General features: G+C 35.1%; 9 protein-coding genes. 6 read left to right on the forward strand and 3 right to left on the reverse strand.

Annotation, left to right across the window (positions count from 1 at the left end):
• Window positions 1-105: 105 nt before the first annotated feature.
• Both MW688_RS20560 and MW688_RS20565 read left to right on the forward strand, forming a co-directional pair.
• Window positions 106-1269: an RDD family protein gene (locus MW688_RS20560; RefSeq protein ID WP_486737878.1), complete on the forward strand. Its 1164-nt coding sequence runs from the start codon at window positions 106-108 to the stop codon at window positions 1267-1269.
• A gap of 352 nt (window positions 1270-1621) precedes the next feature.
• Entirely contained in the window at window positions 1622-1843 is a 222-nt protein-coding gene (locus MW688_RS20565) for a hypothetical protein (protein ID WP_486737879.1), read from the forward strand.
• A gap of 28 nt (window positions 1844-1871) precedes the next feature.
• Here the strand turns inward: MW688_RS20565 and MW688_RS20570 are convergent, their stop codons facing one another.
• Entirely contained in the window at window positions 1872-3158 is a 1287-nt protein-coding gene (locus MW688_RS20570) for a DNA-processing protein DprA (protein ID WP_486737880.1), read from the reverse strand.
• Window positions 3159-3250: 92 nt separating this feature from the next.
• Between MW688_RS20570 and MW688_RS20575 the strand changes: the two genes are divergently transcribed.
• On the forward strand, window positions 3251-8524 hold the full coding sequence (locus MW688_RS20575) for an nSTAND1 domain-containing NTPase (RefSeq protein ID WP_486737881.1): 5274 nt from the start codon (window positions 3251-3253) through the stop codon (window positions 8522-8524).
• A gap of 346 nt (window positions 8525-8870) precedes the next feature.
• Here MW688_RS20575 and MW688_RS20580 read toward each other — a convergent pair whose 3' ends face one another.
• A complete protein-coding gene (locus MW688_RS20580) occupies window positions 8871-10292 on the reverse strand; it encodes an isochorismate synthase (RefSeq protein ID WP_486737882.1) in 1422 nt (473 codons plus the stop codon).
• Window positions 10293-10446: 154 nt separating this feature from the next.
• Here MW688_RS20580 and pdxH point away from each other — a divergent pair, with 154 nt between their 5' ends.
• Window positions 10447-11094 (forward strand): pyridoxamine 5'-phosphate oxidase, encoded by a 648-nt coding sequence (gene pdxH, locus MW688_RS20585; protein ID WP_486737883.1) that lies wholly within the window; start codon window positions 10447-10449, stop codon window positions 11092-11094.
• Between the two features lies 1 nt (window position 11095).
• On the opposite strand, the gene MW688_RS20590 is transcribed toward pdxH, so the two are convergent.
• Window positions 11096-11530 (reverse strand): hypothetical protein, encoded by a 435-nt coding sequence (locus MW688_RS20590; protein ID WP_486737884.1) that lies wholly within the window; start codon window positions 11528-11530, stop codon window positions 11096-11098.
• A 78-nt stretch (window positions 11531-11608) separates the two neighbouring features.
• Between MW688_RS20590 and rsmH the strand changes: the two genes are divergently transcribed.
• Together rsmH and menH are read left to right on the forward strand one after the other, a co-directional pair.
• The gene (rsmH, locus tag MW688_RS20595) at window positions 11609-12466 is read left to right on the forward strand and encodes a 16S rRNA (cytosine(1402)-N(4))-methyltransferase RsmH (protein ID WP_486737885.1); all 858 of its coding nucleotides are present in this window, start codon (window positions 11609-11611) and stop codon (window positions 12464-12466) included.
• Window positions 12467-12540: 74 nt separating this feature from the next.
• Entirely contained in the window at window positions 12541-13341 is an 801-nt protein-coding gene (gene menH / locus MW688_RS20600; protein ID WP_486737886.1) for a 2-succinyl-6-hydroxy-2,4-cyclohexadiene-1-carboxylate synthase, read from the forward strand.
• The last annotated feature ends 127 nt before the right edge of the window (window positions 13342-13468 follow it).

A 13468-nucleotide genomic window follows, 5' to 3' on the forward strand; every position in this document is an offset into this window, starting at 1 on the left:
TAAATAAATCTCAGTTGTATTTTATCACTAAATTTAGTATAACTACATTTATTAAGGTAGCCTTATGCTTTCTATTTCCTGTATAAAAAGTTACTGAATTATTTTATGAATGACCAAACAGATAAAATTAAAGAATTAGCAAAAAAAGTACAAGAGATAGAGCAATTTATTGCTAAAAATAGAAAAGCTTTTCAATCTCAACCAATAGTCCAAATTACTGGTGCATGGAACCCTAAACCAACTAAAGCTATCCCCATAAGTTTGTCTCAATTAATCAAGATTTATAATGATGTCCCTTTAGTATTACTAGAATACGCCAAAAAAGTAAACCTAACTCAAGAAAGTTATCGGCAACCAGCACAAAAGTCACTCATATTAGCTGAAGCAACAAGAGCTAATTACTGGATAATTGCTACAGAACAAAATAGCCAATTACAGTATTGGCTTTTTCCCAATGGTAATATTACTATTGCTCTTCATAATGTTTCCAGTATCCGTAATTTATTTGAACTGCGTGGACAAGAACCAACTCGGACTAGTGAATATATTGTAGAGGAACCTGCAACAGTTTCTCTTCTATCCGATGGTAAACAATGGAAACTAGAAAAACCAGGAATTCTCAACATAGGCAGAACAAATCGTGACTCTAAAGAATCAAATATCAAGTTAAAGGAAAAACTTGTAGATAATTCTAATTCACCGTTAATGGCAGAAGAAGTCATTAACCTTTTAAACCAAGTCAATCAAGAAATGCAACAGATAAAAGAAGACATCATAGAATTATTTCAAGAAACAACTGAACTAGAATCAAAAATATCTATTCTCGAAGAAGAAAACATCTTCAACAACTCTCCAGATTCTCCGGCAAAAACTAAACCTATAGCAAAAAAGCTAACTAGGTTTAACTACGTGGGGCTTTGGCTGCGATTACTTGCTATAGTTATGGATAGTGTGATTATTACAGCTTCTCTAATTATAGTCAATTTTTTCCTTGATTTAGATGCCATAACTATCACTATAATTTTTACTATAGCAACTTGGTTCTACATGGCTTTTACAGAAAGTTCTCAAAGTCAAGCAACTATTGGTAAGCAAGCCTTGGGAATCAAAGTTATAGATTTACAGGGTCAAAAAATATCCTTTGGAAAAGCCACAGTAAGATATATAGGGAAAATTATTTTCAGTTTTTTATTCTTCTTCATCATTCTCAATCAAAAAAAGCAAGGAATACATGACATAATCGCTGGAACTTTAGTGGTGAAACAATAGTTAATGTCAGCTTGTGGTAGATACCTGAATTAAATTTACTCAGAAAAATGCCTAAAATCCTGAAAAGTCACAGTTATAGCAAGCTCGCAAATAGATGTTTACAGTTATTATGAAAAGCCCCCCGAGTTTGCGGGGGGTTAGGGGGAAAAGTTTATCTAAATATTGTTAACACTACAACGCTCATTGCTATAAAATATTTAAGTCAAATTTAAAAATTAATTTGTCCATATCTAAGTAATCACAGATATCATGGAGTTTAAGCATATTAGTAGTGCTTAATATTTAACATGAAAACTCCCTCAATTATAGTGATTGAACTCCTTAATACTATAAAATACAGACAGCAACAATTATGTCAATAAAAAAAATTGTCAAACCACTATTAATAACTTTTGGAGTAATCATCGGACTAGGTCTAATTGCTAAAGTATCGCGCCGCTTGGCTAGGCAAGGCAAGGCATCAGATTCTCTAGGAGACCAAAATGAAGCTTGTGTTGCTTTTAGAGAAGTTCAAAGACTAGGATTAAATGATCCACAAATTGAATTGAATACCAACTTGGTTTGTCAAAACTAAGTAGGGTCTTGGTCTGAGTTTTCCTAACCTACTTAGTAAACAAATTTTTATTTCGATTTATTTCATAAGTTACAGGTTTACTGTGTTTAATTACTTTTCCTTCAGCCACCGCTTGTTTTAACCAAGCTTGCATTTGTCCAACTTGTACATCTAGAGATTCAGCAAGAAACTTATGATCTTTTGGTTGTTCTAATTGATTAAGAATTAATGGCAGAACTGCTTCATAAATATTTTTTGGATGAGCTTGAAATTGTCCTTGTGAAGAAACTTTTTCTATAACAATTTCCGACTTTTCTGGCTTTTCTGAAGCGTTTCTTGTCTCAGATTGAAAGTTATCTGCGGAATCAGCTTCTGAAATTGTTTGTCTCAAAAGCTCCTGTAATGGTTTATTCCAGGGAAATTCTGGAAATGGTTTTGCACCCCTGATAAGAAGTTCTTTGTTTCCTCTAGGAATATTTCCTTGCATACGTACTAAAACAGGAACATCCTGTATTTTTGTCAAAGCTTCTGTGGCACCAGCCCATGTTCCACCTTTTCCTATTGATGAACTAACAACTAAAGCATAATTAGACAAAGCATAGATATACTTGTTGCGCCCCATCGCATTACCCACATTAAAACTAGCGTTAGGATCATAAGTAGAAATCAAAGCTAGTGTCCCGTTTTTAAGGTAAGAGCGATACTTACTAGCAAGAGCCGTTTTTGCTAAACTATCTGCTAGTACCCCTACTGCTGCTCCTCCTGCTTCTAATGCGCCTAACATTGAAGCTTGGTCAACTCCCCGAGCTCCGCCTGATACAATATGTATCCCTTCTTTAGCACAAATTTGAGCAACACTTGTAGTATAATTTAAGCCTTCAGCGTCTACATCCCGAGAGCCTACAACAGCTAAACCCCCTTGAGAAAGTAGTTCTCGATTACCAACACCATATAAAAGAGGTGGAGCCGAGTGTCTTAGTTTGTGCTTGAGACATTTAGGATAATTGGTATCACTACGACTTAGAATCCACAACCCTTGACTTGCCCACTTTTCCACTGCTAGGCTTAACATCACACTTCTTTGTAACAATTTAGTAATTCGCTCAGGATTAAAATTACTGTTAGCAATTTCTGGTAGTTTATTTTGAAAAGTAGAGTCGAGTAAATCGCCAGGACTCAGATTTTTTTCCATAAGCAAGCTGGCAAGGTTATTATACTCCCTTAAAGTCAATGGTTTAGGTTCGCTTTGGTGACTTTGACCAAAACCTGCACATAGAAGTAGAATAGCTTGTGTGTTAGGCTGCAACTCTTGAGGTTGATTATCCTCTAATCTCATGGGTACGTTTTAACTCATTTAGATATATAAGTATTTTACTGTATTCAAAGTTTACTCTCAAAATACTTAAATACCTCCTTTTGTGACTTCAGATGCTCTCCCAAGAAAAACTATTAATTTTAATTGTTAGTGTCAATAATTATCAAGATAAATATATCAGCGATTCTAGATATCTAGGAAATCTCAAATATTCTGCGAATGATGGTACAAAATTAGCCGAAGCCTTAGAATATGTTACCCAAGAACACCAAAACAGAGAGATAATTGTTCACAATGATTTTACTTATCCTAACTTACCTACTTTAGCTCAAGTCAAAGATAGTCTTGAATTAATTAAAGAAAAAGCAGATTACCGAACAACTATTTTATTTTATTTTTCAGGTCATGGTGTCTTGACAGAAAATCTGCAAGTTCCCATGTTATGTCTAGCTGATACTTGTGCAGAAATGAGTGAGGATAAAAAGCTTAGAGTTATTCCTGAAACTGGTTTAAGCATTCCTGATTTATTAACTACTTTAATAGCTTCAAAGGCTAAACAACAAATTCTTTTGTTAGACGCTTGTCACAGTGGAGCTACTAGTTTTAAAAATCTTAATCTTAACAACCGAGGTAATCATAGTAATTCAGAACCTAGGGAAAATCTTACTTATTGTGTGCAAAAAATTTTTAGACAAACCACCAGTAAAAGCAAAGGCTTTTATGCTATGCTTTCTTGTGATAAAAATCAGCAATCTTGGGAACTTCCTAGTTTAAAACACGGTCTTTTTACTTATTATTTAATTAAAGGAATTAGAGGGGAGGCGGCAGATAATAAAAATATTATAGAAGCTGATAACTTATATAAATATGTTTACTATCAGGTTCTTAGACATATTGATCGCCTAAATCAGCAAATACAAGTTTATAATAATTTAAGAGGTCAACTATACAATTCATTAACCAGACAAACTCCCTGGCGTATTGTTGAAGCTAACGGCGAATTTATTCTGGGCAAAATTCCTAAACCCAAACAAAAAAAATTAGACCGTAAAGCAATTATTATTAATGGATTATCTGCCCAAGATAAAACCATTCGTCTGGCTAATCTTTTGCAAGGCAAAGGAAATTTCCAAGTTGAGTATTTTCCTAATAATATACATAATTGGCAAAATCTTAGAGAAGTTATAGCTGCAAGTTTAGCTGATTCTGAACTTAATACTATTTTGCTTTATTTAAGAGGTAAAATCTCTGTAAATGAAGAAGGAATAAATCGTCTATTTTTGGGAAATAATTTCAGTTTAACTAGAGATTGGCTAATTGAACAACTAAATTTTTCTTCAATATCCCAAACAGTGATTATAATTGATTGCCCAGAGGATAAAAATATTAGCAAATGGATGACCACTCTCCAGGTAGATGAGAGTAGCCGTTCTCAATATATCATAGCAGCAAGTGATGTAAATGATCCCTTAGCAATTGGTTTTATTGATTTATTGGTTAAAGTCTTTGAAGAAAGTAATTTAGGGTTAAGTGCCGCCCAATTAATTGCTCGTTTACAACAACAATTATATCAAAATAAAATATTATTTTATCCTTGGTTTTCTGAAGCAACAGGAGTTATTGACATTTTGTTGCCTTTTGAAAATCAAGAGAAAAAATCTACTTTTGATGCAGGGATATGTCCATACTTGGGGTTAAGCGCTTTTACTAAAGAAGATAATTTTTTCTATTGTGGGAGAGAATCTTTAGTAGAAGAAGTGGTAACATTATTACAAGAAACAGCATTTTTAGCAGTAGTTGGAGCTTCAGGAAGTGGTAAATCTTCATTAGTACAAGGGGGAGTTTTAGCCTATTTAGAAGAAAATGGTTTATTTATTAGACAAAGTAAACAAGAGCTAGAAATTATTAATCAAGAAATAACACATTCTCAATTGTTGATTCATCAATCTTGTTATACAGTTAGTTTTCGTCCGGGAGTAAACCCCTTGAAAGCTTTGGCGATCGCCTGTAGTGAAACCAGAGAAAAAATTGCATATCTTGAAGAAATACTATTATCAGGAGTTGAAAGATTTGTTCATTGGTTAAGAGAACGTTCTTCTGGTTTGATGGTATTAGCTATAGATCAATTTGAAGAATTATTCACCTTTACTCCAGAGGCAGAAAAACAACAATTTTTAGACTTAATTTTAGGAACTCTTGCACAAGCAGGAGATCGCCTAAAAATAATTATTACTCTAAGAAGTGACTTTATTGCTACTGCCTTAGAAATTGAGGGATTAGCCGCACTAATCAAAAAAAATAATATCATGATTACAGCTAATCTCACTCAACAAGAATATCAAGCAATTATTGTTGAACCTGCCCGTAAAGTAGGATTAAGTATAGAACCTGCTTTAGTGGAAATTCTCCTTCAAGAAGTACAGGGACAATCAGGAGCATTACCGTTACTAGAGTTTATTTTGGAGCAATTATGGCAAAATCGTCAAGAAAATTGTCTAAGTTTAGCCATCTATCAACAGAAAATTGGTGGACTGAAACAAGTTTTAGAAAATAAAGCGAATGAAGTCTATCATAGTTTAACCAGTAAAGAACAAGAATGTTCAAAATGGATTCTTACTTCTTTAGTACATTTAGGAGAAGGTAGAGAAGATACAAGAAGACGTCTGTTGAAATCAGAGTTAATTATTCCTGAGTATAGTCAAAACCTGATTGAACAAACTTTACAAAAATTAATTACAGCTAAACTGATTATAGTTACATCAGCAGAGGATATTTATCTAGATATCACAGCAAAAGGAGGAACAGAAGATATTTCCTCAAGAATATTATTGAACAAGATAGAAATAGAAGCAAAACAATTGATGGTAGAAATAGCCCACGAAATTTTAATTCGTAATTGGCAACTATTACAGTCGTGGCTAAATCAAAATCGCCAACAATTACGTTTAACAAGAGAACTGGAACAAAACGCCAAAAAATGGCAAAAAAATAACTACCAAGCCGATTTTTTGCTACGAGGAGCAGCTTTAGCCCAAGCAGAAGAATTATTGAATAGTCAAACTACTAATTTATCACCTAGGTTAGAAAGCTTCATCAATGCCGCTATAGAAGTAAAACAAGAAACAGAAAAAGCCAAACAAAGACAGCAACAAAGAGAAATTGAACAAGAAAGAAAAGCTCGTCGTATTGCTCAATCAAGAACCATATTAGCAATGGTTTCGACTTTATTAATTGCCTGTTTTGGGTTTTTAGCTGACTATCAAAGAAAAGAAGCAATCAAACAAACCAAAAGACTAACCCTGCGTCAGGAAGCTAACGAAGTTATTACTTTACTAGAATCAAAAGAACATATTCAAGCATTAATTTTAGCAATTAAAGCCACAGGGAGTAGTCTAAAAGATTTTCAAACAGTACTACCCCCAATTGAATCTAGTTTACATTCCGCTATAGCTGTAGTCAGAGAAAGAAATCAATGGCAAGGACATCAAGGGGCGATCGCCAAAGTGATTTTTAGTCATGATGGTAAATATATTATTAGCGCGGGAAACAGTGGCGTTGAGATTGCCACAGGGAAACAAGACAATACAATCAAAATTTGGGATTTAAGGGGAAATCAAATTGGTCAAGCTTTCGATGGACATGAAAACGGAATTACTTCTTTTGATTTGAGTGCTAATGGTGAATATATTGTTAGTAGTAGCGGTCAGCTAATTATGGTCTCAGATTTACAGGGAAATCAAGTAGGTAAGACCTTTGTTGGTCACCAAGATGATGTATTCGCCGTCGCCTTTAGTCCCGATGGTAAGTATATTGTTAGTGGTAGCCGGGATAAAACTCTACGTCTGTGGGATTTACAGGGAAATCAAATCGGGGAAGCTTTTATGGGTCACCAAGACGATGTGTTCGCCGTCGCCTTTAGTCCCGATGGTCAGTATATTGTTAGTGGTAGCCGGGATAATACCCTACGTCTATGGGATTTACAAGGAAATCAAATAGGTGAAGCTTTTGTTGGTCATCTAGATTATGTATTCTCCGTGGCTTTTAGTCCCGATGGTCAGTATATTGTCAGTGGTAGTCGAGATAAAACCCTACGTCTATGGGATTTACAAGGGAATCAAATAGGTAAACCCTTTGATAATCCTAGGATTGGGCACAAAGATTATATCCATTCTGTGGCTTTTAGTCCCGATGGTCAGCAGATTATTAGTGGAGGAAGCGATCGCCTGATTCTCCTTTGGGATTTACAGGGAAATCAAATAGGTGAACCCTTGGTAGGTCATCAACAAGGGATAATGTCTGTGGCTTTTAGTCCCGATGGTCAATATATTGTTAGTGGTAGTAGCGATAGAACTATTCGTCTGTGGAATATCCAAGGTAATCCCAGAATACAACCCTTTTATGGTCATCAACAACCTACTCATTCAGTCATGTTTACTCCCAACAGTCAGTTAATTATTAGTGCTACTCATACAGAAATATCCTTTTGGGATTTGTACGGAAATCGAATTGGTTCACTCTCTGATTTTTCTCAAGATTATCTCACCGCTGTAGACCTTAGTAAAGACGGTAAATATCTTGTCACGGCAGGAACAGAGGGTAAGCTTCGTCTTTGGGATTTACCCTCGGGTAATCAAATAGGTGAAGCTTTTACAGGTCATAAATATCGTGTTAATTCTGTAGCTTTTAGCCCCGATGGTCAATATATTGTTAGTAGTGGAGAAGATAGAACTATTCGTCTTTGGGATTTACAAGGTAATCAAATTGGTGAAGCTTTCACAGGTCATGAATATGGTGTTAATTCTGTAGCTTTTAGTCCTGATGGCCAATATCTTGTTAGTGGTGGAGAAGATAAAACTATCCGTCTTTGGGATTTACAAGGTAATCAAATAGGGGAAGCTTTTACAGGTCATGAATATGGTGTTAATTCTGTAGCTTTTAGTCCCGATGGCCAATATCTTGTTAGTGGTGGCAATGATGCCACTATCACAATTTGGGATTTACAGAATAATCAGATTAGTCAATCTATTATAGAGGTTGAATCTCCTGTTTATACTGTGGCTTTTAGTCCTGATGGTCAATATATTGCTACTGGCACAGAGAATAATACTATTTATTTATGGGATTTACAAGGCAATCAAATCGGTGAACCATTACGAGGTCATCAAAATAAGATTTTATCCCTAGAATTTAGTCCTGATGGAAAATATATTATTAGTGGTAGTGGCGATCAAACTGTACGTCTATGGTATTTTGGTTGGAGACCTGGTTTAGAAATCGCCTGTGAGGATTTGCGCTACCATTCACTACTTATTAATCCTTCAACTCATCAGGAAAAAGAAGCAGCGAGTATTTGTAAGCAGTATGTTTGGTTTAAGAACAATACATAGGGTCTGCTGAAAAAGTAAGTTTTGGTGAAGAGAAAGGCAAGAGAGGCAGGAGGCAGGAGGCAGGAGGTAATAATGATTTATGAATTTTTGAGTAATCAAAGAAAAAAATGCACTCTTTCTAGCATAATATAGCAATGAGCCAATAGATGTTGACAAAAATGATGAAAAGCCCCCCTTAGTAAGGGGGGTTGGGGGGATCATTAGTAATAAATGTTGTTAACACCACTGCGGTCACTGCTATATATCAAAAAACCTTGCACTTTTTCTGATAAAAATGGGCTCAAACCTTTATCAAGTCACAGTTTTAGATTTATTCAGCAAGCCCTACATATAAGGAATGAGTTAATCACACTAATGCTTTTAACAAAGATTGTATTTTCAATTTCACCTCTGCATACTCTTTTTCTGGCACAGAACCAGCAACAATTCCAGCTCCACCATACAATCTACCTTGATTACCCCTAATCAAAGCAGAACGAATACCGACAATAAATTTACTATTGCCTTGGTAATCAATCCAACCCAATGGTGCCGCGTATAAACCCCTTTCAAAAGATTCATAATATCTAATTTCTGTACAGGCAACTTCTGTTGGTACCCCTGCTACGGCTGGAGTAGGGTGTAATTTATCTACAATTTCTAAAGGGTGTAAATCTTTTGGCAGTTGAGCATATATTGGTGTCCAAAGATGTTGAATATTAGCTAATTTTAAGAGCTTTAAAGGCATTATCTCCGGCTTTAATCCTAATTCCTCTAAACTTTTACTGATAAATTCTGTAACTGTTTGATGTTCTCTTCTTTCTTTTTCACTATTAATTAAAGCTTGAGATATTAAGGCATCTTTCTGGGGAGTTTTCCCCCTGGGTGCAGTTCCCGCTAAGGCATCTGTGATTAGTTGTCTTTTATTTATAGTTATTAAACGTTCTGGACTTGCTCCAATAAAATAATTGTCTTGGCCATCGCTGAGGGCAAATGTATAACAATCGGGATGAAAATTACGTAAATTATCTAGAGAAGCAATTAAATCAAAGGGTTGAGAATTAATTATATCTACAGGATGTGCTAAAACTATTTTACTAAATTTTTTGTTCTCAATTGATACTAAAGCTGATTTAACCGCTTTTTGGAATTGTTGTGAATTCTCTTGAATTTTTGGGTAATTAAACTTCTTTGATTGATTAACCAACTTGCTTTTTTTTAAATTAGCTATTTTTTGATTGATTTCAGCTATTTTTTTGGGTATTTTAGTAAAGTTTTTTAAGTCAGTATTAACCACTAAAACACAACTAGATTCTTGACAATAAATTTGCAGTTCAGGCAAAAAGATCGTGGTATTATTAAAAGCATAATTTTTACTGATTTCACTAAAAAAACTAAAACTACAACAAAAGTGAGGTCCACTTCCTGGTAATTGTAAATCTCCTAGTTTAATTGTTTGTTGTAAACAATTTTTAACAAAATCTTGCGCTTCTCTAAATCTATTTTTACTATCAATTTTGAAAGATTTAATCGAACCATACCCTAACATCGCTTCTGAGTGACGGGGATTCTCCCAATACAAATAAAGCTGATTAGGTTGCCTAATCGCTGCTAACAAGTCTAAAACATTAACTCTGTTAATTTTTTGGGAAAAACTAATAATTTGTGGTTGATGATGTTGAGGATGTTGAAGTAAAAAATTATTTAGTAGTTCACTGAATTCTAAATTATCTCCTAAAAGATATTTAGTAGTACGATTAGTTTTCTCAGAAGTGCGAAATTGCGTCATGGAAGCAGGAACCTGTGGCATTTAACAAAAATTTGTTTAAAATAAAAAATGTAAATATTTATTAAAATAATTTTATTTAATAGGTATATTGTCCAATCTAACATAAAAGCAATTACAGAACATAAATTTAATTTTAGGAAAGAAGAAGTAGAGTATGAGTAAAATTTCTATTGCAGACTTAAGAGAAAATTATACCCGTGCAGGTTTAGGGGAAGCTAACGCTCCCGTTAATCCTTTTCAACTTTTTCAAGTTTGGCTCAATGAGGCGATTTCCGCTCAACTCATAGAACCAAATGCCATGACTTTAGCCACAGCAACTCCCAGTGGCTATCCCTATGCTCGGATAGTGCTATTAAAAGGTTTTGACGATCGCGGATTTGTTTTTTATAGCAATTATAACAGCAACAAAGGACAACAACTAGCAGCTAATCCCCAAGCTGCCCTAGTTTTTTGGTGGCAGGAATTAGAACGCCAAGTACGGATAGAGGGTAAAGTGGCCAAAGTTAGCCCCTCTGAATCAGATGAGTACTTTTCTAGTCGCCCTAGAGGGTCTCAATTGGGGGCTTGGGCTTCTCAGCAAAGTCAAGTAATTGGCGATCGCTCTATCCTGGAAACTAAATTGACCCAACTCAGTGAAGAATATGAAAATCGTGAGATTCCAAGACCTCCCCATTGGGGGGGGTGGCGTCTGCAACCAACCATGATTGAATTTTGGCAAGGAAGACCCAATAGACTTCATGATCGCCTATCTTATCGTCTTTTAGAGACAAATCAATGGCACAGAGAGAGACTTTCACCCTAATTTAAAATACATCTCTACCAGTTAGCTTTTCTTCCATATCATCAGCCACTTGTAAAACAAAACCTAAAGCCTGTTTAAAAGAGGCGGGATCACAATTTGCTGCAATTTGAATACAGTAAGCGACGAAATAAATGTTATTATCATTGGGTATTAATCGCCAAGACCCCATTTTTAGTTGATTATTGTGTAACAAGAGAGAGTTACTGGTGTCTATATCTAAATAACCTTCGCTAATATAAGCAACAGACCAAATTTCTCTAATTTCAAAATCACCGATATATTGTGTAGTGGAATTTATAAAAGCCACTTGAGAACGACCATTATCGAATTCTACTGTTACTTTGAAATCACCGTCTTGGTCTACAGAATAGTCCAGTTTATGTATTTCTAATAACCTTTCTACCCGAGGATCTCCTCTTTTAGCTCCATAAATCATGTTGTTTATTCCTAACAGTAAATTTTTCCTACTATAAATTATCTTCTGACAAAAGTTATAACTTGTATCAAAAAAACCATGCTAGATTTTATTCATGTCCCAGTTTTAAGCCAAGAATTAATCAACGGATTACAAATCAAAGCAGAGGGCCATTATTTAGATGTTACCATAGGAGGAGGTGGACATACAGGTCTAATTTTATCTAGTTCTACACAAGTAAAAGTTACCGGAATTGATCGGGATCCTCTGGCGATCGCCACAGTAAAAACCAAGTTAGCCGAATATTTACCTCATCGTTTAGACTTATGGCAGGGTAACTTCGCTGACTATCAACCCTCAACTCAATTTGACGGAATTATCGCCGATTTAGGGGTTAGTTCTCCCCAATTTGATATGGCATCTAGAGGTTTTAGCTTTCGTAACTCAGCGCCTCTAGATATGCGTATGGACAACAATCAATCTTTAACAGCAGCAGCCATAATCAATCACTGGGAAGAAAAAAAACTAGCAGATATTTTCTATCAATACGGTGAAGAAAGATTATCAAGACGCATAGCTAAACGTATTGTTTCTGTGCGCCCTATTAATACAACCACAGAACTAGCTGAAGTAGTAGCGGCATCTGTGCCAGCTAAATATCGGTATGGGAGAATACATCCAGCTACTCGGGTTTTCCAAGCCTTAAGAATCGCAGTCAATCAGGAATTAGAATCCCTAGAAAAATTGTTAACAAAAGTAGACCAGTGGTTAAAACCAGAAGGAAGAATTGGTATAATTAGTTTCCATAGTCTCGAAGACCGGATAGTTAAACATAGTTTTCGTAATAATCAAGATTTAACCGTGGTGACGAAAAAACCAATTACACCTCAAGATATTGAATTAAGTACTAATCCTCGTTCTCGTTCTGCTAAACTTAGATTTGCTGAAAAAAACTAAGCTGTTCTCAGATCTTTCACCAGAACTTATGTACTAAATTAACCTCACAAAGTGCTGAAAAAACCATATTTTTAATGATTGACTGTAAAAACTATCAATTTAATTATTCTCTTACGGGAAACGTCAACAAACCAGTAATTTTATTGCTACATGGATTTATGGGTAACAGTAATGATTTTCTTGAAGTTATGCCATACTTGTCTCAATATTTTTATTGCTTGACTGTTGACTTACCTGGACATGGAAAAACCAATGTGACTGGGGATGACGAGTATTATAATATGCCAAATACTGCCCTAGCTTTGATAAATTTATTAGATAAGTTAAAAATAAATAAGTGTTGTTTATTCGGTTACTCCATGGGAGGAAGATTAGCATTATATTTAGCGATAAAATTTCCTCCTAGGTTTGATAAATTGATACTAGAGTCAGCTTCACCAGGATTAAGAAATATCGCCGAAAAAGCTAGGCGTCGTACTTCAGATTTAAAATTGGCTGAACAATTAGAAAATGGCAATTTTCCAGAGTTTTTATCTGATTGGTATAATCAACCACTATTTCAGTCTTTGAAGCAGCATCATCAATTTGAAGAACTTATCAAGAGAAGATTAAACAATAAACCCTCAGAATTAGCCAAATCTCTGGGAAATTTAGGGATAAGTAATCAACCTTCTCTCTGGGAGGAATTAGTTAATCATCAAATTCCTACTCTATTAATGGTGGGAGAATTTGATCATAAATTTCAAATGATTAACCAAGAAATAGTACAGTTATGTCAGTCTGCTACAATGAAATTAATTTCTCAATCAGGGCATAACATTCACTGGGAAAATCCTGCTAAATGGACAGAAACAGTTATTAACTTTTGTATATAAAGTCAACTTCTGCGGGCTGAAGCCGCGCAGCTTGGACGGCCCAACGTCTGACTAAGAGTTGACTAGACCAAAAGCCAAAAGCCATAACACTTCCGGGTATTTCCCTAGCTCGGACTATTTGTTGGCT

This window comes from Johannesbaptistia floridana (assembly GCF_057440575.1).

Bases quoted from the DNA above. Each gene is read 5' to 3' on its own strand.
- MW688_RS20580 (WP_486737882.1), bottom strand. From the start codon at position 10,292: ATGACGCAATTTCGCACTTCTGAGAAAACTAATCGTACTACTAAATAT.
- MW688_RS20560 (WP_486737878.1), top strand. From the start codon at position 106: ATGAATGACCAAACAGATAAAATTAAAGAATTAGCAAAAAAAGTACAA.
- MW688_RS20575 (WP_486737881.1), top strand. From the start codon at position 3,251: ATGCTCTCCCAAGAAAAACTATTAATTTTAATTGTTAGTGTCAATAAT.
- pdxH (WP_486737883.1), top strand. From the start codon at position 10,447: ATGAGTAAAATTTCTATTGCAGACTTAAGAGAAAATTATACCCGTGCA.
- MW688_RS20565 (WP_486737879.1), top strand. From the start codon at position 1,622: ATGTCAATAAAAAAAATTGTCAAACCACTATTAATAACTTTTGGAGTA.
- rsmH (WP_486737885.1), top strand. From the start codon at position 11,609: ATGCTAGATTTTATTCATGTCCCAGTTTTAAGCCAAGAATTAATCAAC.
- menH (WP_486737886.1), top strand. From the start codon at position 12,541: ATGATTGACTGTAAAAACTATCAATTTAATTATTCTCTTACGGGAAAC.
- MW688_RS20590 (WP_486737884.1), bottom strand. From the start codon at position 11,530: ATGATTTATGGAGCTAAAAGAGGAGATCCTCGGGTAGAAAGGTTATTA.
- MW688_RS20570 (WP_486737880.1), bottom strand. From the start codon at position 3,158: ATGAGATTAGAGGATAATCAACCTCAAGAGTTGCAGCCTAACACACAA.